The organism is Arthrobacter sp. P1_H7 (assembly GCF_056405215.1).
Genome location: NZ_JBFUCO010000001.1, coordinates 143,531 through 165,145 on the forward strand (window position 1 = coordinate 143,531; position 21,615 = coordinate 165,145).

General features: G+C 68.1%; 16 protein-coding genes. 10 read left to right on the forward strand and 6 right to left on the reverse strand.

Annotation, left to right across the window (positions count from 1 at the left end; all coding sequences use genetic code 11):
- The first annotated feature begins 161 nt into the window (after nucleotides 1-161).
- The 4 genes from AC1DXI_RS00655 to AC1DXI_RS00670 all read left to right on the forward strand — a co-directional run bounded on the left by AC1DXI_RS00655 (nucleotide 162) and on the right by AC1DXI_RS00670 (nucleotide 5,673).
- Complete coding sequence (locus tag AC1DXI_RS00655) at nucleotides 162-1,100, forward strand: proteasome assembly chaperone family protein (RefSeq protein ID WP_018772393.1); 939 nt, start codon at nucleotides 162-164, stop codon at nucleotides 1,098-1,100.
- 34 nt (nucleotides 1,101-1,134) lie between these two features.
- Complete coding sequence (locus tag AC1DXI_RS00660) at nucleotides 1,135-2,466, forward strand: MFS transporter (RefSeq protein ID WP_018772394.1); 1,332 nt, start codon at nucleotides 1,135-1,137, stop codon at nucleotides 2,464-2,466.
- Between the two features lie 139 nt (nucleotides 2,467-2,605).
- Complete coding sequence (locus AC1DXI_RS00665) at nucleotides 2,606-4,051, forward strand: DUF4192 family protein (protein WP_476937018.1); 1,446 nt, start codon at nucleotides 2,606-2,608, stop codon at nucleotides 4,049-4,051.
- 284 nt (nucleotides 4,052-4,335) lie between these two features.
- Nucleotides 4,336-5,673 carry an RNA polymerase sigma factor gene (locus AC1DXI_RS00670; RefSeq protein WP_018772396.1) on the forward strand — a complete coding sequence of 446 codons (1,338 nt, stop codon included), beginning with the start codon at nucleotides 4,336-4,338 and terminating at the stop codon, nucleotides 5,671-5,673.
- A gap of 257 nt (nucleotides 5,674-5,930) precedes the next feature.
- Here AC1DXI_RS00670 and AC1DXI_RS00675 read toward each other — a convergent pair whose 3' ends face one another.
- Complete coding sequence (locus AC1DXI_RS00675) at nucleotides 5,931-6,152, reverse strand: DUF7455 domain-containing protein (RefSeq protein ID WP_026266251.1); 222 nt, start codon at nucleotides 6,150-6,152, stop codon at nucleotides 5,931-5,933.
- 250 nt (nucleotides 6,153-6,402) lie between these two features.
- Here AC1DXI_RS00675 and AC1DXI_RS00680 point away from each other — a divergent pair, with 250 nt between their 5' ends.
- On the forward strand, nucleotides 6,403-8,511 hold the full coding sequence (locus tag AC1DXI_RS00680) for a DNA gyrase/topoisomerase IV subunit B (RefSeq protein WP_018772397.1): 2,109 nt from the start codon (nucleotides 6,403-6,405) through the stop codon (nucleotides 8,509-8,511).
- Between the two features lie 181 nt (nucleotides 8,512-8,692).
- Nucleotides 8,693-10,219, forward strand: coding sequence for a M20/M25/M40 family metallo-hydrolase (locus AC1DXI_RS00685; protein WP_476937019.1), 1,527 nt, complete (start codon nucleotides 8,693-8,695; stop codon nucleotides 10,217-10,219).
- A 118-nt stretch (nucleotides 10,220-10,337) separates the two neighbouring features.
- On the opposite strand, the gene AC1DXI_RS00690 is transcribed toward AC1DXI_RS00685, so the two are convergent.
- Both AC1DXI_RS00690 and AC1DXI_RS00695 read right to left on the reverse strand, forming a co-directional pair.
- Nucleotides 10,338-11,327 (reverse strand): M56 family metallopeptidase, encoded by a 990-nt coding sequence (locus AC1DXI_RS00690; RefSeq protein ID WP_476937020.1) that lies wholly within the window; start codon nucleotides 11,325-11,327, stop codon nucleotides 10,338-10,340.
- A 6-nt stretch (nucleotides 11,328-11,333) separates the two neighbouring features.
- Entirely contained in the window at nucleotides 11,334-11,720 is a 387-nt protein-coding gene (locus AC1DXI_RS00695) for a BlaI/MecI/CopY family transcriptional regulator (RefSeq protein ID WP_018772400.1), read from the reverse strand.
- Nucleotides 11,721-12,039: 319 nt separating this feature from the next.
- Between AC1DXI_RS00695 and AC1DXI_RS00700 the strand changes: the two genes are divergently transcribed.
- The 4 genes from AC1DXI_RS00700 (at nucleotide 12,040) to AC1DXI_RS00715 (ending at nucleotide 19,468) form a co-directional block, all read left to right on the forward strand.
- The gene (locus AC1DXI_RS00700) at nucleotides 12,040-13,635 is read left to right on the forward strand and encodes a cytochrome ubiquinol oxidase subunit I (protein WP_476937021.1); all 1,596 of its coding nucleotides are present in this window, start codon (nucleotides 12,040-12,042) and stop codon (nucleotides 13,633-13,635) included.
- A 62-nt stretch (nucleotides 13,636-13,697) separates the two neighbouring features.
- On the forward strand, nucleotides 13,698-14,747 hold the full coding sequence (gene cydB, locus AC1DXI_RS00705) for a cytochrome d ubiquinol oxidase subunit II (RefSeq protein WP_476937022.1): 1,050 nt from the start codon (nucleotides 13,698-13,700) through the stop codon (nucleotides 14,745-14,747).
- Between the two features lie 8 nt (nucleotides 14,748-14,755).
- A complete protein-coding gene (gene cydD, locus AC1DXI_RS00710) occupies nucleotides 14,756-18,379 on the forward strand; it encodes a thiol reductant ABC exporter subunit CydD (RefSeq protein ID WP_476937023.1) in 3,624 nt (1,207 codons plus the stop codon).
- A gap of 21 nt (nucleotides 18,380-18,400) precedes the next feature.
- Nucleotides 18,401-19,468 (forward strand): GNAT family N-acetyltransferase, encoded by a 1,068-nt coding sequence (locus AC1DXI_RS00715; RefSeq protein ID WP_476937024.1) that lies wholly within the window; start codon nucleotides 18,401-18,403, stop codon nucleotides 19,466-19,468.
- An 80-nt stretch (nucleotides 19,469-19,548) separates the two neighbouring features.
- On the opposite strand, the gene AC1DXI_RS00720 is transcribed toward AC1DXI_RS00715, so the two are convergent.
- The 3 genes from AC1DXI_RS00720 to AC1DXI_RS00730 form a co-directional block, all read right to left on the reverse strand.
- Nucleotides 19,549-20,067 carry a DinB family protein gene (locus tag AC1DXI_RS00720; protein WP_476937025.1) on the reverse strand — a complete coding sequence of 173 codons (519 nt, stop codon included), beginning with the start codon at nucleotides 20,065-20,067 and terminating at the stop codon, nucleotides 19,549-19,551.
- 175 nt (nucleotides 20,068-20,242) lie between these two features.
- Complete coding sequence (locus AC1DXI_RS00725; RefSeq protein ID WP_476937026.1) at nucleotides 20,243-20,866, reverse strand: DUF305 domain-containing protein; 624 nt, start codon at nucleotides 20,864-20,866, stop codon at nucleotides 20,243-20,245.
- A gap of 131 nt (nucleotides 20,867-20,997) precedes the next feature.
- Nucleotides 20,998-21,540, reverse strand: coding sequence for a hypothetical protein (locus tag AC1DXI_RS00730; protein ID WP_476937027.1), 543 nt, complete (start codon nucleotides 21,538-21,540; stop codon nucleotides 20,998-21,000).
- Nucleotides 21,541-21,615: the final 75 nt, after the last annotated feature.

Here is a 21,615-nt window from a genome sequence, read left to right on the forward strand (position 1 = left end):
GCGCCGGGGCGTTGTACCGGTAAAGGCGTTGCCGTGCGGTGAGTGCTCCATGGCACTGGCCGGCAGGATCTGCCTGACTGGCGGTTCTGCCTGGCACCGTCCTCGGATGACCCGACCGCGCCCCGCTTGTCCCACCGCCGCCATCGTGAAAGGAACACGCCGTGATTGAACGGATTTCCGGCTCTTTGCTGGATCCCCAGTCGCTTTATGTCCGTGATGACGCGCTGTTCTCCAGCACCGAACTGCGCGGACTCAACCTCGTCATGGGGTTCACCGGCTTCGCCGACGCCGGCCACGTGGTCCGGCAAATCACCGCTGAACTGCTGGACACGCTCGATGCCGAGATGATCGCCGAGTTCGACGCCGACCAGCTGATCGACTACCGGTCCCGGCGCCCCCAGATCAGCTTCGTCGAAGACCACCTGCAGGACTACCAGGCACCGAGCCTGGCCCTCTACCGGCTGGTCGACGGACTGGGCAGCCCGTTCCTGCTCCTCGCGGGGTTCGAGCCGGACCTGCAATGGGAGCGCTTCGCGCGCGCCGTCGTCGGCCTCGTCGAAGAGCTCGACGTCAACCTCGTCACCTGGATCCACTCGATCCCGATGCCCGTTCCCCACACCCGGCCGGTCGGTGTGACCGTGCACGGCAACCGGCCGGAGCTGATCGAGGGAATCTCTGTCTGGAAGCCCACAGTGGAGGTGCCGGCCGCGGTGGGCCACATCCTGGAGCTCCGGCTGACGGAAGCCGGCCGGAACATCGCCGGCTATGTGATCCACGTGCCGCATTACCTGGCCGAAGCCGAATACCCCACGGCCGCCGTTGCCGGACTCGAGTACCTGGGCGCGGCAACCTCGCTCATGTTGCCGACCGACCGGCTGCGGGAGGCGGGACGCGAGGTTGGCCGGCAGATTGCCGAGCAGATCGAGGCATCCGAGGAGGTCCAGCAGGTGGTCTCGCGGCTGGAGACCCGATATGACGAAAAGGCCGAGGGGACGGTCCGGAGGTCGCTGCTGGCAGACGAGAACGACCAGCTCCCCAACGCCGACGCCCTCGGTGCCGCCGTCGAGGCGTACCTGGCCCGTAAAGAACCCGGCGAATAAATACTATTTATCATGAACCGGGCATAATGGGGGAGTGACCTCTCCCCGCGCCTGGCTGATCTGGATCGTCGGGATCTTCGCCTATCTCGTGGCGGTCAGCCAGCGGACCTCTTTCGGGGTGGTCGGCCTGGAGGCAACGGAACGCTTCCACGCCAGTGCCGCGGAGATCTCCTTCTTCACCGTGCTGCAGCTGCTGGTTTACGCGGCGCTGCAGATTCCCGTGGGCATTCTGGTGGACCGGTTCGGCTCCCGCGCCATGCTCGCCGGCGGCGGTGTCCTGATGGGACTCGGCCAGCTTCAGCTGGCATTTGCCGACAACATTCCCGGCGGAGTCCTGGGGCGCGTCCTGGTGGGCGCCGGTGACGCCATGACGTTTATCTCCGTAATCCGGCTCATCCCGCTCTGGTTCGCCCCGGGGCGCGTCCCGCTGCTGACGCAGCTGACCGGCATGTCCGGCCAGCTGGGCCAGCTCTTCAGCGTGGTGCCGTTCGCCATGATCCTGCACTCCGCGGGGTGGACTCCGGCCTTCCTGACCCTCGCCGCGATGTCCGGTCTCGCCGTCGTGCTGGTCCTGATCCTGCTCCAGGACCTTCCGCCCGGGCACTCCGCACCGGCACAGTCCCAGGGGCTGCGCGCCACCGGCATTTCGCTGGGACACGCCTGGCGGCAACCCGGGACCCGGCTCGGGCTGTGGAGCCACTTCACCGTCCAGTTCAGCGGCACGGTCTTTGCCATGACGTGGGGCTACCCTTTCCTGATTTCGGCCGAGGGGCTGGACCGCGGCACGGTCTCGGCCCTCATGGCGCTGTACGTCGCCGCCGCCATCGCCGCCGGACCCCTGATGGGCAGATTCGTTGCAAGGCATCCGCTGCGGCGCTCCACCATGGTGCTGCTCATTTCCGGATGCACTGCCGCGGCCTGGGCAGCGGTCCTGCTGGTGCCGGGACGCGCACCACTCTGGCTCCTGGCCGCGCTCGTGGTGACCCTCGCCGTCGGCGGCCCCGGCTCCATGATCGGCTTCGACTTCGCCCGGACCTTCAACCCGGCCCACCGGCTCGGCACCGCCACCGGGATCGTCAACGTGGGCGGCTTCATCGCCGCACTGGTGTCCATCTACCTGATCGGGCTGGTGCTCGACGTCCTGCATGCCACCGGGTTCTCGCAGGGGGAGCTCTATGGCCTGGATCCGTTCCGCGTGGCCCTGAGCGTGCAGTTCCTGCTGCTGGCCGGGGGAGCAGCTGCCATCATCGTGACCCGGCGGAAGGTCCGGCGCCAGATGGCGGCCCAAGGAGTCATGGTTCCGCCCCTGCTCAAGTCCCTCGCCGAGCAGCGCAGGCTGGTCGCGGAGCGCCGCCGCACGCCCTGAGCCGTTCGTTTGGCAGGTTCGGATGGTGCTGCGGGGAGCCCTCCGGCGTTCGTGTGTCATGCGCCTATTCACGATCGTTTATCCACATAGCGCAGTCCGGTACTGTCGCCGGGAACCCGGCCGCCGCGAAGCTGGGCTTATGACAGCTCCCGATCACCTGAAAATCACCGGCCCCGAAGACATCCTGAGCTTCATCCCGCACTCCCTCGGTTACTGGCCGGAACACAGCCTCGTGGCCATGACCTTGCAAGGCAAACGCCTTGGAGCCACCTTGCGGGTCGACCTCCCTGTACTAGGAGGCGGCTCAGGCAGGGATACGCTGGCCGGCTTCGCGCGAAATGTCGTGACCTATCTGCAGGCGGACGACGCGGCGGACGGTTCGCTGCTGGCCCTCTTCACTGATGCCGATGCTGACGCTGGCACGGACACTGACAGCGCCGGAGACGGCAATCCGTGGGCGGCCCTGCTCAAGGAACTCGAGCTTGCCCTCGAGGCCGCCGGATTGCCCGTGAGGGACGCCTGGATTATCGGTACTGAGTTCTGGCGCAACGCGCACTGCAGCGACCCGGAATGCTGTGGGGTGCCCGGCCGGCCGGTCGAGCAGATCAGGAACAGCAGGCTCAACGCCGAGATGGTCTACCGCGGCAGCAGCGTCGGCGCCGTCCCCGGCGCTCAAGGGACCACCCCGGCGGCGCTGCCCGTCGACCCCGCGGTGAGCCTTGCCGAGTGCGGCTGGGCGGAGCAATTCGCCCCGCGACGGCGGGACCGGGCCCAATTCGACCAGGTCCTCGATGTCTGGACGATGGCCCTGCAGGCCGCCATTGGCCCGGAGCAGGTTCCTGTCCCCACCCCGGGTGACGCGGCCAAGGGTGCCGTCCTCGACGCCGGGGCCACCGGCTCCGGGGCGCCCGATCCCAGGACCGCGGGCCGGTCCCTGCAGCTGTCGCCGGAACTCGCCGGCTACCTGCGGGCCAGCCTGTGCATTCCGTCATGGCGGGACGCGGTGCTGGTGATGACCGCAGCCGGACGGTCCGCGGCCGAACGCGGCGCTGAGGACTTCGGCATGTTCGACCCGGACCCCGGGTCCGCCATCTTGCCTGGAAACATGCCCGCCTCACGGCCCGGACCGACGCCCAGCCCTCTGCCGGGTCCAATGTCCGGCCGCACTTCCTGTTCCAGGTCCGTGCCGCGGATGCCACTGCCGGACGCATCCGCCAGCGGCGGCCCCACCGCTGGCGCCGTGCCGGCTGCCGAGGCTGTTCCCGGTTACGGGGAAGTCCTGCTCGGACTGGCGCCGTCGGTCCCGGACTGGACCCTGATGGTCGGCCTCGAGCGGGTCCTTGAACGGCTCGGCGGTCTTGGTGACGGGGAGCCAACGGCAGCCGCCGTGACGGCACGGGGCTGGATCGAATGGTGCCGTGGCCGGGGCTCCTACGCCGACGCGCTCTACCGGCAGGCCTTGCAGGGCCACCCGGGGTACAGGCTCGCAGAGTTGCTGGCAGAGCTTGGCCGGCGCGGCGCCCTTTGCGGCTGGGCTGCCAGGCGGGAGGCGGCCTGGCAGAAGTTTGCCCCGGACGCGGCATGAGGTCCTGACGCGGCGGGCGAAGCCGCCGCGATATCGACGACCCGGCGTCGCGAAAGGCACCCGGCCTGAAAACCGTGAGACAATGGTTGCCGAGACCCGGTTGGGTCCGTGTATCAAGTGCCCTAAATGTCCCTTGGAAACAGGGAACATTAAGGCCGCCCCAGCAGTTCTACTAAGTGGCTCTGCTGGTCGTGGTTGCACCTGATGTTGAACACGGACTTGACAGGGTCATAGTGGTGTTGCCCGTATGGTGATTCCGCAGACCGCAGCTAGAAAGGTTTTCAGTGACCCCGTCTTCCGCGAAGAAGGAACCCGCCGACCAGGCCGAATTGTCCCCTGAGGAGAAGAAGGCGGCGACCAACGCCAAGCGCGCCGCCACGCGCGCAGCCAACAAGGCTGTCAAGGACGCCGCTTCCGCAGAGGGTGGCGACACCGTAACCGGAGTCGCCAAGCCTGAGCCCAAGAAGCGCGGGCCCAAGCCCGGCGCGAAAGCCGCGGCAGAAGCCGCCGGCAACTCTGCCAGTACGTCTGACGATGACGTCGACGCCGAAGAGGATCTCGACGACATCACGCCCGACGCCGCCGAGCTCGGCGACGAAGTAGAAGGCGAGGAAGTCGCCGGCAAGGCCGCGGCCACCACCGGCTCCGGCTTCGTCTACTCTGACGCCGACGACGACGACGCCCCGGTGCAGCAGGTTATGTCTGCCGGCGCCACCGCCGACCCCGTCAAGGACTACCTGAAGCAGATCGGCAAGGTCGCCCTGCTGAATGCCGAGCAGGAAGTCGACCTGGCCCTGCGGATCGAGGCCGGTCTCTTCGCTGAAGAAAAGATCGCCGCCGACGACGGCACCATGGATCCGAAACTCAAGCGCGAGCTCGAATTCGTCATCCACGACGGCAAGCGCGCCAAGAACCACCTGCTGGAGGCCAACCTCCGCCTCGTTGTCTCGCTGGCCAAGCGCTACACCGGCCGCGGCATGCTGTTCCTGGACCTGATCCAGGAAGGCAACCTGGGCCTGATCCGTGCGGTCGAGAAGTTCGACTACACCAAGGGCTTCAAATTCTCCACGTACGCCACCTGGTGGATCCGCCAGGCGATCACCCGCGCCATGGCCGACCAGGCCCGCACCATCCGCATCCCGGTGCACATGGTGGAAGTCATCAACAAGCTGGCCCGCGTCCAGCGCCAGATGCTGCAGGACCTCGGCCGCGAACCCACCCCGGAGGAGCTGGCCCTCGAACTCGACATGACCCCGGAAAAGGTCGTGGAGGTCCAGAAGTACGGCCGCGAGCCCATCTCGCTGCACACCCCGCTTGGCGAGGACGGCGACTCCGAATTCGGTGACCTCATCGAGGACTCCGAAGCCGTGGTTCCCGCGGATGCCGTGAGCTTCACCCTGCTGCAGGAACAGCTGCACTCGGTGCTGGACACGCTCTCCGAGCGCGAAGCCGGCGTGGTCGCAATGCGCTTCGGCCTTACCGACGGCCAGCCGAAGACTTTAGACGAAATCGGCAAGGTCTACGGTGTGACGCGCGAGCGCATCCGCCAGATCGAATCCAAGACCATGTCCAAGCTGCGGCACCCGTCGCGCTCACAGGTCCTGCGCGACTACCTGGACTAAGCGCCACTGGTCACAGGCCAGGCAAAAGTTCTCAGCAACGCGGGGTCACTCCGGGCCCATCCTCACTGCAGGAATGGGCCGGAAGTGACCCCGCGTTGCTTTTGGCCGCCGCAGCCGGGTGCACGGCACTTAACCGAACCGGCACCTGGCGAAACGGCACTTAACGAATCAGGGCCCCTCCGGTATGGAGGGGCCCTGATGCAATGGTCCCAGGTCGCCCGGAACCCTGAAGGATGCTGGGCCGAAACCGGTGCGGTCTAGTCGACCGGAACCGGGGCCTTCTGGTGAAGGCGGTCAGTCTCATCATGCCAGTCTGAACTGAGCGGCTTGAGTGTCGGTTCTACGGCGCGTGCGTGGTGGCCGCAGAAAAGAAGCTCACCGCCGGAGGCACCGAGAACAACTCGGACATATGCCTGTGCTCCGCAACGATCGCACCGGTCTGCGGCGGTCAGTGTGCGGTCCGCAACTGCTGTTGTCATGTTCGGCCTCCTTAGTAGATCGGTATACCTATATAACCAGCATTCGGGGCCAAACCATGGCACGGATGGCCTACTTTCGCTGTCCGCGTATCACGTCTCAGTAACGGCGAGTGGCCGGAGAGTCGCTGCGGGGAGTGGCAAACGGTGGATCACCCGGAGTCCGACTAACCTAGGAAGAGCGTCAAATTCTGTGACTGCCGCCTGCGCACGCTGCGGTGGCTGTCCCGATCCTGTAAGGAGTTCACGACCCGTGGCACCCAGTTCTGATTACACCGCCCGGCACCTCTCCGTGCTGGAGGGCCTCGAGGCCGTCCGTAAGCGCCCGGGCATGTACATCGGCTCCACGGACTCCCGCGGACTCATGCACTGCCTCTGGGAAATCATCGACAACTCCGTCGACGAGGCCCTCGCCGGATTCGGCCACGACATCAAAATCATCCTCCACGCGGACAACTCGGTCGAGATCCACGACGACGGCCGCGGCATCCCCGTGGACGTCGAACCGAAAACCGGGCTGACCGGCGTCGAGGTCGTCTTCACCAAACTGCACGCCGGCGGAAAGTTTGGCGGCGGTTCCTACACCGCCTCCGGCGGCCTGCACGGCGTTGGCGCCTCGGTGGTCAACGCGCTCTCGGCCCGCCTCGACGTCGAAGTCGACCGCGGCGGCAAGACGTACAAAATGTCCTTCCGCCGGGGGGAGCCGGGCCGGTTCAAGGATCCGGGCACCAAGCCGGACCCCGCGACCCTCTTCGAACCCTTCATCGACGGCTCTGTGCTCGACGTCGTGGGGAAAGCCAAGCGCGGCGTGACCGGAACCCGGATCCGCTACTGGGCGGACCGGCAAATCTTCACGCCCGACGCCAAATTTTCCTACGATGACCTCGCTGCCCGTGCCCGCCAGACCTCGTTCCTGGTTCCCGGACTGAAGCTTACGGTCCGGGATGAACGCAGGATTGCCGGCACGCCCGGCGAATCGGGCCCGCATGAGGAAGTCTTCCACCACGACGGCGGCATCTCCGAATTTGTCGACTTCCTCGCCGCCGACCCCGCCGTCACGGATATCTGGCGCCTCCACGGTGCCGGGAAATTCAAGGAAACCGTCCCCGTCCTCGACGAAAAGGGCCACAGCCAGCTCGCGGAGGTCGAGCGCGACTGTGAGGTCGACGTCGCGCTGCGTTGGGGGATCGGCTACGACAGCACGGTCCGCACCTTCGTCAACATCATTTCCACGCCCAAGGGCGGCACCCACCAGTCCGGTTTCGAACAGGCCCTGCTCAAGACCTTCCGCAAGGCCGTGGAGACCAATGCCCGCAAGCTCAAGGCCGGCAACGACAAGATCGAAAAAGACGACATCTTCGCCGGCCTGACCGCGGTCCTGACCGTCCGGCTGGCCGAACCGCAGTTCGAGGGCCAGACCAAGGAAATCCTGGGCACCTCGGCCGTCCGGGCCATCGTGGCCAAGGTGGTGGAACAGGAGATCACCGCGAAGCTGACCTCCGCGAACCGCAACGACAAGGCCCAATCCGCGCTGCTGCTGGAAAAGATCGTCAGCGAGATGAAGTCCCGCATCTCGGCACGGGTCCACAAGGAAACCCAGCGCCGCAAGAATGCGCTGGAGACCTCCTCCATGCCCACCAAGCTCGCCGACTGCCGCACCGACGACGTCGGACGCTCCGAATTGTTCATCGTCGAAGGTGATTCCGCGCTCGGCACCGCCAAACTGGCGAGGTCCTCCGACTTCCAGGCGCTGCTGCCGATCCGCGGCAAAATCCTCAACGTCCAGAAAGCCTCGGTGGGGGACATGCTCTCCAACGCCGAGTGCGCGGCGCTGATCCAGGTGGTGGGGGCCGGTTCCGGCCGGACGTTCGACATCAGCGCCGCCCGGTACGGCAAAGTGATCCTGATGACCGACGCCGACGTCGACGGCGCCCACATCCGGACCTTGCTCCTGACGCTCTTCTTCCGCTACATGCGCCCGATGATCGACGAGGGCCGCGTCTTCGCCGCCGTGCCGCCGCTGCACCGTGTGGAGGTTGTCAACGCCGGCCAGAAGGCCAACGAGATGATCTACACCTACTCCGAAGCTGAGCTCCACGTCCTGCTGGCGCGGCTCGCCAAGGAGGGCAAGCGTTACAAGGAGCCGATCCAGCGGTACAAGGGCCTGGGCGAAATGGATGCCGAGCAGCTGGCCGAAACCACCATGGACCCGCGCCACCGGACGCTCCGCAAGGTCGGGATCGAGAACGCCAAGCAGGCCGAAGAGACTTTCGACCTGCTGATGGGTTCGGACGTGGCGCCCCGCAAGGACTTCATCATTGCCGGCGCCGCCAACCTGGACCGGGAGCGCATCGACGCCTGACGCCCCGCCGGCGGCACGGGTGCGGCCGGAAGTCCCGTCGGCGGAAATCCCTGCCGTCGCGGCGGCTTCGCCGGCGTCCGGTTCTCCCAACCTTTGCCCAAGGTGCTTCCGATAGCTTCATCTCACCCATGCGGGCAAGGACGCCCGGAATGGATTCCGCAGCCGAATCCAGGAGATCCCTATGAAGCAACGCCGGAATATCCGCCGCGCGGCCATCGCCGCCTCGATCGGATTGGCGGCCAGCCTTGCGCCGCCCGCACTCGCTGACAACGGAACAAACACGGCACCCCTGCGTGCCGCCGTGTCGGCAACGAACATCATGAAGCACCTCGCGGCGCTCCAGGCCGTCGCGGACGCCAACGGCGGTATCCGCGCTGCCAGCACGCCGGGATACGAGGCCTCCGCCCGGTACATCGAGCGCAAGTTGCGGGCCGCCGGCTACTCCCCGGTCCGCCAAACCTTCCCCTACGAGCGCTACGACACCGTTTCGGCATCGTTGCAGCGTCTCTCGCCATCCCCACGAACCTACGCCTATGACGCCCCGGACGGCTTCCTCGATATGAACTATTCCGGTTCCGGCAACGTCACGGCCCCGCTGAGCGCCGTCGACATCAACCTGGCCGGCGACCGGGCCTCCACAAGCGGCTGCGAGGCAGCCGACTTCGGCGGGTTCACGGCGGGCAACATCGCCCTGATCCAGCGCGGCACCTGCACCTTCCGGATCAAGGCGGACAACGCCGCCGCGGCCGGGGCGGCCGGCGTCATCATCTTCAACCAGGGCAATGTGGACCCGGCGGACGAGCGCTTTGCCCTCTTCGGCGGCACGCTGGACGCGCCTCAGGCAGGTATCCCCGTGGTCAGCACCAGCTTCGCCACCGGCGCCGAACTCGCCGGACTGACCGGTGTCAGCATGCACCTCGCCGTGAACTCCACCGTCACCAAGCTGACCTCGTTCAACATCCTGGCCGACACCGGCGGACGGGCGGACCGCACCGTCCTGGTCGGGGCGCATCTGGATTCCGTGCCGGAAGGGCCGGGCATCAACGACAACGGCACCGGGACAGCCGCCATCCTCGAGACGGCGATCCGGCTGAAGGCGTCGGGCCAGACCCCCGTGAACAGGGTCCGCTTCGCCTTCTGGGGAGGGGAGGAACCCGGACTTGTCGGCTCCGACTTCTACACCTCCCAGCTGACGGCGAGCCAGATCAAGGCCCACGCGGTCAACCTCAACTTCGACATGGTCGGCTCGCCGAACTTTGTGCGGTTCGTCTACGACGGCGACGGCTCCTCCTTCGGCACGAAGGGCCCCAATGGCTCCGGGCTCGTCGAGAAGGTCTTCCTGGACTACTTCAAATCCCAGAACCTGCCTACTGCGCCGACGCAGTTCGACGGGCGCTCGGACTACTCCGGGTTCATCAACAACGGGATTCCGGCGGGTGGCCTGTTCACCGGCGCGGAAGACCTCAAGACCGCGGAGGAGGCGGCGGTGTTCGGCGGGACACCGAACGTCGCGCACGACTCCTGCTACCACCAGGCCTGCGACACCATCGGCAACGTCAATAGGACTGTGCTGGAGCAAATGGCCGACGCGATCGCCCACTCCACACTGACCTTCGCCATGACCACCTCGGCGATCAATGGAACGTCCAAGGGCAACGGATCCGGCAACGTCGACCTCCAATACAAGGCCAGCAAGCTGCTGAAATAGCGGCGCCGGCAGCCGAACCGGCCGCGAAACGGGCCGCTCCGCCGCTCCTGTGGCGGGGCAGTCCGGCGTCTGGGCGGGAAGATCAGGTCCGCGCGGACCGGGTCGGCGGGGGCCGGCCTCAGCCGAGCAGGCCGGGGACCAGCAACAGGGCCGTCGGCACGGCCAGCAGGAGCACGCAGCAGGCCAGGACGGCGGCGCGCAGCGGTTCCGACAGCGGCGGCTGCGGCGAGAGCAGGCGGCTGACGCGGGACGCCGTCGTACCCGCCGAGCCGCTGCCTCCGGTGGCGCCGGGCTGGCTGGGGTCGACGTCGGACAGGCGAGGCTCGCCGAACGCCATGCGCACCGCCGGGGTGGCCGGGGACCCGCTGGCCACAATGGCAATCGCCCTGATCAGGGTCGCCTTGCTCTCCGTCTTGAGCGCAACGTCGTCGGCCAGCATCTCGATCAGGGAGTTGACCGACTCCTGCGCCAGCCGGGTGGTGGGCAGCCACGGCAGGGCCTGGCGCCACGCGGCGAAGGCCCACAGCAGGAGGTGGTGGCGCTGGCTCAGGTGGGCGTTCTCGTGAATCAGCACGGCGCGCAATTCATCCGGTTCCAGGGCGGCCATGAGGCCGTCGGAGAGAACAGTCACAGACCGTGCGCCGCCGGGCAGGCAGTACGCCACGGGCGACTCCACGTTCAGGACCATGGTTCCCGGGCCGTCGGAGGACGGTGAGGCCAGAAGGTCCAGCAGCTCGCGGTGGCGGCGGCGCTGGCGCTGGATCTTGTAGTAGGTCAGCAGCAGGGTAAATACCAGGTGCGCCGTCAGCAGGGCCGCGGCCGAGAGCGCAAAGATGTGCCAGAAGCCCAGTTCTGTGGTGGGTGCATTGTGGAAGACCATTCCCCCCAGCGCCCGCAGGCCGGAGAGCAGGTTGTCCCCGACCGGCTCGAGCCCGTAGACCAGCATGGCGCCGATCATGGACAGACCGCCGGCCAGGGCGATCGCCTGCCACAGCAGCATCGCTGTGAAGGGGGAGCGGGCAGGCCACTGGGCACGGGAGAGCAGGATAGGCACCGGCCACGCCAATGCTATCGCCAGGACCGCCAGAAAATATGAGGTCCAGAACATCGGGCGCTAGCTGCGGCCCAAAAGCTTGCGCAGGGTTTCTGCCTCGTTGTCCGTGACGGAACCAATGAACCGGGCCAGGACGGCTTCGCGGTCCGGGGCTGAGCCGAGGACCTCGTGCATGAGTTCCGCGGTGTGGTCCGCGCGGCTCGAGACGGCCTGGTAGCGGTGGGGGCGGGTGCCGCGTTCGCGTTCCACCAGGCCCTTCCGCTCAAGGCGCGAGAGCACGGTCAGCACCGTGGTGACCGCGAGGTCCTTGCCCACATGTCCGGCGCTGCCGTCCTGGGGCTGGGTGCTTTGTGCGAGGAGGTCCCGCAACGTGTTGGCTGTCGCAGCTTCTTGGCCTGCCCAGAGCAGGTCCATCACTGCCCGTTCCAGTTCACCGAGACTTGCCATTGCGTACATCCTTCTATGCCTGCCGCGCCGGCGTCATGCTGGGAAACTGCTGGTGCCTGCCGGAGCGGTGTATGTGAATACTTCGTTTACAAATTTACCGCGTTTTGCGCATTCTTTCTACATGAAGTAGAACACGGCCGCCCGGCGTGTCGGGCCGTCGGCCGGGGGTGGCGGGTCAGGGCCCTACTTCCATTGCAGGCCGTGACGTGCCGTGGGAGTCTGAGTTACGGGGAGGCGCGGATGTGTTCTACACTCTGTAGAAGAATTACTTCTACGCCACGTAGAAGTTGCTCGGACCTAGCCAAAAGTAGGGACTGCCTTGGACGCCTTGGAAATCGCACGCTGGCAATTCGGAATCACCACGGTCTACCACTTCATGATGGTGCCGCTCACGATCGGCCTCGGGCTGGTGGTGGCTGTGATCCAGACGCTCTGGTACCGCACCGGCAAGCCGGAATATCTGCGCATGACCAAGTTCTGGGGCAAGCTCTTCCTGATTAACTTCATCATGGGCGTGGCCACCGGAATCGTGCAGGAGTTCCAGTTCGGCATGGCCTGGAGCGAGTACAGCCGCTTTGTCGGTGACGTCTTTGGCGCCCCGCTGGCCATGGAAGCGCTGCTGGCCTTCTTCGTCGAGTCAACCTTCCTCGGCCTGTGGATCTTCGGCTGGAAACAGCTCAAGCCCGCCGTCCACCTGGCCTGCCTCTGGGTCGCCGTCATTGGCTCCGTCTTCTCGGCCTACTTCATCATCGTGGCCAACAGTTGGATGCAGCACCCCGTCGGCGTCGAAATGGTCAACGGCCGGCCCGTCATGACCGACGCGTGGGCCGTCTTCACCAACAACACCGCCCTGGTCGCCGTGCCCCACACCCTCTTCGGCGCCCTCGCGGTCGCCGGAGGGTTCCTGCTCGGCATCGCCTGGTACCACCTGTGGCGCCGCCGCCACGACGGCATCGACACGGTCGGCGCCGACGGCAAGGTGATCCCCGGCGAGGCCGCCGGCATCCTCGGCCGGGACCGCAGTGACCACACCGTCTGGATCCGCTCGCTGAGGATCGGCGCCGTCGTCGCCATGATTTCCTTCGCGGGCACCGCCTTCACCGGAGATCTGCAGGGCAAGCTCATGTTCGAGCAGCAGCCCATGAAGATGGCCGCCGCCGAGGCAGCCTGCCACGACGGCACCGGCTTCTCGGTCCTTAGCGTCGGCAACCTCGGCGCGAAGAACTGCGACGACATCGTGGCCGTGATCGAGGTCCCGGGCATCCTGTCCTTCCTGGCCAAGGGCGACTTCACCACCGAAGTCAAGGGCGTCAACAGCCTGCTGGGTGAGTACCAGGCCAAGTACGGCACGACGCTGCCGGACAACCCCATCTACGGGGACCGCGCCGGCCAGCAAATCCAGTACGTGCCCGTCATGGAGGTCACCTACTGGGGCTTCCGGATGATGATCGGCTTCGGCGGCGTGGCCGCCCTGGCCGCCCTCCTGGCACTGTGGGTCACCCGCAAGGGAACCGTGCCGGCGTCCCGCGGCCTCATGCGCCTGGCGGTGTTCGGCATCCTCGCACCGTTCGGTGCCAATGCGGCGGGCTGGATCTTCACCGAGATGGGCCGCCAGCCGTTCGTCGTCGCCCCCAACCCGGACCCCAGCGGCATCGACCAGGTCTTCATGTTCACCGCCGCGGCCGTCTCACCGGGCGTCTCGGCCGGAGAGATCCTGACCTCCCTCGTGGTCCTGACCTCGATCTATGCGGTGCTGCTGGTGGTGGAGGTCAAGCTCCTGGTCAAGTACATCCGCGGCGGCGTGGCCTCGGCCATGCCGGAACTCGCCCACGCCCCCGTTGACGAAAACGAAGACGGCACCCCCCGGGGCGGTCCCGGCAAACCCGACGACGACGTCCTGGCGTTCGCCTACTAGGCGCCCGCCCACTAACCGACCACCCAGCAACCCCACACGAAAAAGCGCAGAGGATTCTCAGCATGGAACTGCTACCCACCATCTGGTTCGTTGCCATCGCGGTGCTGTGGACGGGCTATCTCTTTCTCGAGGGCTTCGACCTCGGCGTCGGCATGCTGATGAAGGGGTTCGCCCGGGACAACACGGAACGCCGCGTCCTGATCAACACGATCGGCCCGGTCTGGGACGGCAACGAGGTCTGGCTCCTGACCGCCGGCGGCGCCACCTTCGCGGCCTTCCCGCTCTGGTACGCCTCGCTGTTCTCCGCCCTGTACCTGCCGCTCCTGCTGGTCCTCGTGGCGCTCATCTTCCGCGCCGTCGCCTTCGAATACCGCGGCAAGGTGGACAACCCCCGGTGGCGCGCCCGCTGGGACTGGGCCATCTCGGCAGGGTCGTTCGTGGCAGCCTTCGGCGTCGGCGCCGCACTGGCCCTGACCACTACGGGACTGCCTCTGGACGCCAACGGCGACCGCGAGGGCGGCCCGTTCGCCTGGTTCAGCGGCTATGCCGTGCTCGGCGGGCTCGCCGTCGTCGGGTTCTCCCTCCTGCACGGGCTCGGGTTCCTGGCGCTGAAGACCGACGGCGAGGTACGCCACCGGGCGCGGGCCTGGTTCGTCCGGCTGCTGCCCGTGCTGCTGCTGCCCATGGCCGGCTGGGCGGTGAGCCTCCAGGTCCTCAGCGGCGAGGCCTGGACCATCGCTGCCGTCGTCGCCGCCGTCGTCGCCGCAGTCCTGGCGTGGAATTTTGCCCGCAAGGGTGCCGAAGGCCGTGCCTTCATGTCACTGGGGACATTCCTCCTGCTCGGCAGCGCGTCCATCTTCGGTGCCGCCTTCCCCGTGGTGCTTCCGTCCACGCTGAATCCCGCGTTCAATCTCACCGTCTCCAACGCCTCGTCCTCGGACTACACCCTGGGTCTGATGAGCATCGTGGCCTGCATCGGGCTGCCGCTGGTCCTGGCGTACCAGGCCTGGACGTACTGGGTGTTCCGGCGCCGGGTGAGCGCGGCGCACATCCCGGAGGCGCACAGCTTCCTTCCCGCGATCGCCGCCAAAGCGCTGGCACCGAAGGACTAGCTTCCCTGATGAGACCGTTCCCCGCCGGCCCCGCGACCCGTTCCGCCCTCTACCTGCTGGGACTGATTGCCGCCCTGAAGGCGCTCTCCCTGGTGCTCATGGCTCAGGCTGTGGCATCGATGCTTGCCGGGCTCGCCGCTCATGACCCCGCCTGGGCAGACCAGCTCGTTCTGGGCGCCGCGGGGGCAGTGCTGCGCTCACTGACCGTATGGGCCCAGTCCGTGGCCTCACGCCGGGCGGCGCTCGGAGTGAAGGAGGAGCTGCGCTCGCAACTGCTGAAGCAGGCACTGAGGAACGGCACACGGTCGGCCGGGCCCGCCGACGGCGGCCTCGCCGTGCTGGCCACCCGGGGGCTGGATGCCCTGGATAACTACTACACCCAGTTCCTGCCCGCGCTGGTGAACTGCGCGGCCATTCCGCTGCTGCTGGGGGCGCGCATCCTGTTCGCCGACTGGGTCAGCGCGGTGGTGATCGTGCTGACGGTCCCGCTGGTGCCGCTGTTCATGATCCTGATCGGGCGGTACACCGAGGAACGCGTCCGGGAGGCCCAGTCCGCACTGGCCCGGCTCTCCGGGCACATGCTCGAGCTCGCCAAAGGCCTGCCCGTCCTCGTGGGCCTGGGACGGGCCTCCGCCCAGCGCCAGGCGCTGGAAGACATGTCCGAGGAATATCGTTCCCGGACCATGGGGACCCTGCGCACGGCCTTCCTCTCCGCCCTGGCCCTGGAGCTCATCTCGACGATTTCCGTGGCGGTCGTCGCCGTGTTCATCGGCGTCCGCCTGGTCCACGGCGACATGGCGCTTGAGGCGGGGCTGCTTGCGCTCATCCTCGCCCCCGACTGCTACCTGCCGCTCCGGGAGCTCGGCACCGCACACCACGCCAGCGACGACGGCCGGGCAGCACTCGCCGAAACCACTGCGGTCCTTGCGGACCCGGGAGCCGCGCCGCTGATTCCGGTACCGGCCCCCGGTCCTGCTGGGGGCCCGCCCGCCGTCACCGTGGACGGGCTGACCGTCCGCTTCGGCGGACGCACGGACGCCGCCGTCGGGCCGCTGAGCTTCACCGCCGCGGCCGGCCAGATCACGGCACTCGCCGGGTCCAGCGGCGCCGGCAAGAGCACCGTGCTCGGGGTCCTCGCGGGAACCATCGGGACGGGCGCGGGGACCGTCGTGTCCGGGCGCCTCGGAGGATTCACGACGGCGGAGGTCGCCTGGGTGCCCCAGCACCCCGTCATGGTGGCCTCGACGGTGCTGGACGAGATCCGCCTGTATCTCGGCGTTCCCGACGATGAAGCCGACGCCGCCGCGGCCGGCACTGCCGTGGGCGCGGAAGCCGATGCGGCCGCGCAGCGGTGCCTCGCGGCCGTGGGCGCGGGGCACCTGGCCGCCAAGCACCCGGCCGAGCTGAGCCCGGGGGAGCTGAGGCGGGTTGCGCTGGCCCGCGGGCTGGCGAGGATCGAGGCCGGCGCCCGCGTACTGCTCCTGGATGAACCCACCGCCCATCTGGACCGGGGATCGGCCACACTGGTCAACCGGGCCCTCGCCGGGCTCCGGGGACAGGTCACCGTGCTGCTCGTGGCGCACGACCGGCAGACCCGGGACCTTGCCGACGTCCTCGTCGCCGTGGCGCCGGGCGCCGGCGGGCACCATGGCGGTGATTGTGCGGCCCCCGTTCCGCTGCTGCCGGCACCCGCCGGGGCAGACCCGGGCGTGCAGGCGGCGGCCGTCCAGGCGCCGTTCCTCGTGGGCGCCGCGGCGCCGAGCCAAGGCCTGAGGCCGGGCCTTAGCCCGGCCCCGGGTCTGGCCCCGCGCCGCCCTGAATCCGGCGCCGCACCTGCCGCGGCGGGTTCAGTGAGCTCAATCGACGCCGGCGCGGTCGGCTGGTCCGGTTCGGTCCCTGCCCAGCTGCGCCGCCTGCTGGCCCCGGTACGGGGCCGGTTTGCCGGCGCCGGAGCCGTGGGCACTTTGGCGGCGCTGTTCGCCGTCGCCCTCGCGGGGCTTTCCGGCTGGCTCATCATCCGCGCCAGCGAACAGCCGCCCATCCTGTACCTGCTCACCGCGATCGTCGGTGTGAGGTTTTTCGGCGTCGGCCGGGCGTGCCTGCGGTACTCCGAGCGGCTGCTGCTCCATGACGCCGTGTTCGCCGCCCTGACCCGGCTCCGGGGCCGGCTCTGGGAATCGCTGAGCCGCCGGGCACTGTCCCTGCGCCGGCTCCTGCAGGGCGGCAACGTACTGGGAACGGTGGTGGACGACGTCGACACGGTCCGCGAGCTCTTGCCCCGCGTGGTGCTGCCGCCCTTGACTGCCATAGCTGTGGCCGCGGCCGCGGTGGCAGGGATCGGGCTGTTGCTTCCCGCGGCGCTGCCTGCCGTGGGAGCGGCAGCGCTGCTGAGCATCGTCGTCGCCCCCGCGCTGGCCTTGGCCGCCGACCGCATGTCTGCCGGCACCGAACAAAAACTCCGTTCCGGCGTGCTCCGTCACGTTGCCGCCGCCCTGGACGCCCGCGCAGAACTGAATGCGAACGGCGTGAGCGCCCCCGTGCTTGGTGCGATTGCCCGGGCTGACCGCGCCGCGACGGCGGCCTCACAGCGGTCGGCATGGGCGGAGGGGCTCGGCCAGGCCCTGACCGTCCTGGCCTGCGCCGGAGCCGCCCTGGCCAGCGCCCTGCTGGCCGCCCCGCTCGCCCTTAGCGGCGCGGTCGAACCGGAGACTGTTGCCGTCGTCGTCCTCGTGCAGCTTGCCCTGGTGGACCCCTACGCGGCCATCACCACGGCCGTGCGGCAGTACCCGGCGCTGCGCGCCGTGATGCGGCGGATCAGCGCGGCAGGAGTCCTGGAGCCGGCGGCAAACGGTGACCCGGACGGCGACGCCGCAACGGGCGGACTGGTGCATGTGGCTTCGCGGCCCGGCGGCAGGCCTGGGATTGAACTCGCGGACCTCGCTGCCGCGTGGCCTGGAAGCGGAACTGTCTTTAGTGGACTCACGGCCGAGGCCGGCCCCGGGCGCTGGCTGGCCGTCACCGGCGCCTCTGGCTCTGGCAAGTCGACTCTGCTGGCCGCGATCCTGGGTTTCCTGCCGGAGGCCAGCGGCCACCTGTACCTGAGCGGACGCGCTGCCTGGTGCCCGCAGGAGGCGCACCTGTTCGACTCGACCATCCGGGGCAACCTGCTCCTGGCGCGGCCGGAGCCCGCTCCCGCCAGGACGGACGGTGCGCAGCGTGGACCCGGGGATGCCGTGTTGGCCAAAGGGGACGAGCAGATGCGGGCTGCCCTCGACGCGGTCGGACTCGGCCCGATGCTGGCCCGGCTCGAGGACGGCCTGGACACCCGGATCGGCCCGGGCGGGGCTTTCCTCAGCGGCGGGGAGCGTACGCGCCTGGCCGTTGCGCGCACGCTCATGACCGGGGCCGATGTCATCCTGCTCGATGAACCGACGGCGCACCTCGATGCGGAGTCAGGCAGGCGCATGCTCGCCGAATTGCGCGACGGGCTGCGCGGCCGGACCGTTGTCCTGGTCACCCACAACCCGAACGATATCGACGACGCCGACACCAGGCTGGACCTGGACGCAGCAGCCGCCGCTGCCGCCGCTGGCGAGGGTCCGGCGACGGCGGCGGCGCTGGCGCGGGGGTAGCCCGCCTATTAGCCTGTTGCCATGACCCGAAACGGCGAGCTCCACCCCCGGCCCGCACTCGATTCCCGGCTGTCCTGGCGGCCGGCGGAGCGCCACGACCTCGACGCGTGGGCCGGGCTGATCGCCCGCACGGCCGCCGTCGAGCAGCCCGTCTGGTTTGAGCGCCAGGCGGATCTGGAACAGATCCTGGAGTCGAAGAATAACCCGGTGGCGGCAAACACCATCATCGGCTTCGATCCGGAGGGCGTTGCCCGGGCCTACGGCCGGATCACGAAGAACCGCGACGGTGACAAGGCGAACGGCTCCGGCTGCGTCGATCCTCAGTGGCAGGGGAGCGGGATCGGCACCGGACTGCTGGGCTGGATGGAACAGCGGACCAAAGACCGCTTCGCCGAGGACGCAGGCGGGGCCGGGACAGGCGGGGCGGGCACTGCCGGCGATGCCGCCGGCGCCCGGGCCGCGGTCCCTCGCCCGAGGCTGCGGCTCTACGCGGAGCAGCAGCACCAGCACCAGGCCGCATTGTTCGCCGCTTCCGGCTACGGCATTGTCCGCTATTACAACGAGATGCACCGGCCACTGAACCAGGCCTTGCCTGAAACCGCTCTGGACCCCGGGCTGGAGCTCGTCACGTTTGGGCCGGAGTTGCACGAACCGGTGCGGCTGGCGCACAACGCGGCATTCCGGGACCACTGGGGCAGCGAACCCCGCGACCAGGAGGGATGGGGCTTTGTGGTGAACGATCCGCAGGCCCGGCCGGACCTTAGCGGCGTCGTGCTGGACCGTTCCACCGGTACCGTGGCCGGGTACCAGCTGGCCACCCACGACGCCGAGGCCGCCCTGACCCGGGGCTTCCGTGAAGGCTACACGGAGCTCCTCGGCGTCCGGCGGGAATTCCGTGGACGGGGCATCGCGCAGGCACTCTTGGCCGATGCCATGCGCCGCTTCGCGGCGGCGGGCATGGACGTGGCCTCACTGGACGTCGACTCGGAGAACCCGACCGGGGCCCTCGCGCTCTACATCAAGATGGGCTATGTGGCCGTCAACCGGAGCATGGCGTGGGACAAGGAGCTTCAGCCGGCAGCGCCGTAGGGGCCGCCTTAGGAAACCGCAGGCCCGGCGCCTACGCGCCGGCCGTCCGCGCGACTGCCGCCCCGTGCCGGTTCTTCGCGTCAGCCGTCCACATCGTGGAGGTGGTGGACGACGTCGTGCAGGAAACACTGCGCGAAGGTCAGGACAGTGAACACCGAGCCGTTGCTCCGGGTTCCTTTGCGGTCCCAATCTTCCTCCGGGACCCGCGCGAAGGACGCGGCGATCTGCTCGCCCTCGGCCGTCAGCTCGGCGCCGACCCGGGCTGGGTCGGCGCTGGCGTAGTCCTGCTCGATTGCGGTCTTGTCCTGGTCCCAGTCATCGAATTGGGCATCGTCCTCGGACAGCATGAGGGACAGGCGGTGATCGAAAAGCGTGAAGACGTCCCGGACGTGGCAGCCATACTCGAGGACGGACCACGTGGCCTCGTTGGGGCGTTCCGTCGCGTCCGGCCGGCGGAGGGCTGCACGCCACCGCGGGAGCATGTTGATGACTATCCCCGGGACGGTGGCCGGGGTCGCAGCGGAGGCATCGTAACCGCACTCGGGGCAGGGCCGCGACAGGACCCAAGTCCAGTCCTTGGTATCCGGAATGATAGGCATTCCAGCAGTGTAGGTGCATTTGTTCCGCCAGGCATCCCGACCCGTTGCTGCAGCCGGTGCGGGGCCCAGGTACGAGGAGAAAGTGGCACCGCCGTCGGCCGATGCTTTGACTGCGTCGGCCGTGGCCGCCCAGTTGACGGCCCCSGTTCGAAGACGAACCGGGGCCGGGACGCTACTAGAGGCCGGCCAGCAGGTCCGTCATCTCCTGGATTTCGGCTTCCTGGGCAGTCACGATCGCCTTGCTGAGGCTGAGGGCGTCAGGGTTCTTGCCTTGGCTGCTTTCAGTCTTGGCCATCATCACCGCGCCCTCGTGGTGGGCGATCATCTGGGCCAGGAACAGCTTGGCCGCGTCGGTGCCCTGGGCGGCGTCGAGCTTCTTCAGGTTCTCATCGCCCATCATCCCGTCATCCATGCCGTGGCCGGACGCCATCTGGGCGGGTTCGTTCCAGGTCTGGAGCCAGCCCGTCATCTTTTCGATTTCGGGTGCCTGTGCGGCCTTGATCTTGGTGGCGAGGGCGGTGATCCGCGCGTCCATGCCCTGTTTCTTGAGCATCATGTCGCTCATTTCCACGGCCTGGGCGTGGTGCGGGATCATCCCTTGGGTGAACATGGTGTCTGCGGCGTTGTGGTCCGCGGTTGCGGGGGCTGAGCTGGATGCCATGCCCATGCCGCCGCTGCCCATGCCCGGCATGGTGCTGGTGGGTGTGCTTCCGGAGGTGCCGGCGCAGCCGGCAAGGGCGATGGCGGCGGAAATGCCGAAGGCAGAAATTGCGGCAGAAATGGTCAGGGTTTTCTTCACGGGGCAAGTCCTTCAATCATCAAAATGGCGTTGTGGCACGCCTGCGGATGACACGCCCGCGCCGCAGGAAGGACGGGTTGGGGCGTGTCGGGTAAGTGGGGGCGCCGGGCACGACACGGCGCGATCCGTTCTTACGTCCGGCTGATGGACAGATCGCCCGGCGAAGGACTTGCGGGGAGATAGGGGTAGGCCCGGACGGCGGCGGCGTCTTGCGTGGCCGGGTTGTGCATTGAGGCCGGTGCCATGCCGGGTGGGGGCGCGGCCAGGGAGGTCACGGCAGCCGACGGCACACAGGCCGAGTGCATCGATGCGGCGTCGGTGCAGCTCGATTGGCACACGCACGACGTCGGCGGTGCAGCAGCTTTGGTGTTGCCCGCCGGCTCGGGACCCGCTGTGGCCGTAGCGGCCGGGGCCATGGAGTCATGGGCCGTTGTGCCGGCGTGCGGGGCATGGGCAGCCGGATGGGATGCGAGGGTGGTCTCCGGCCGCGAGGACGGCCCCGCGGGTTCCGTGGAGGATGTCACCGCAGTCGTGGTATGGGCGCCATGCATTCCGGTCATGATGTGCATCCCGAGGAATCCAGCCACGATGGCCAGCAGGCCCACCAGCAGGCCCACCAGCAGGAATCCGCGGCGAAGGGCGTTTGCGGCATGGCTCATGAAAGCTGCGGCCATGGCATTCTCCCTCCGGATGGCAGTGTTGGATGTCGCTCAGGTTAAGGCTACAGGCTGAGCGTTGGCCGGGCTGGC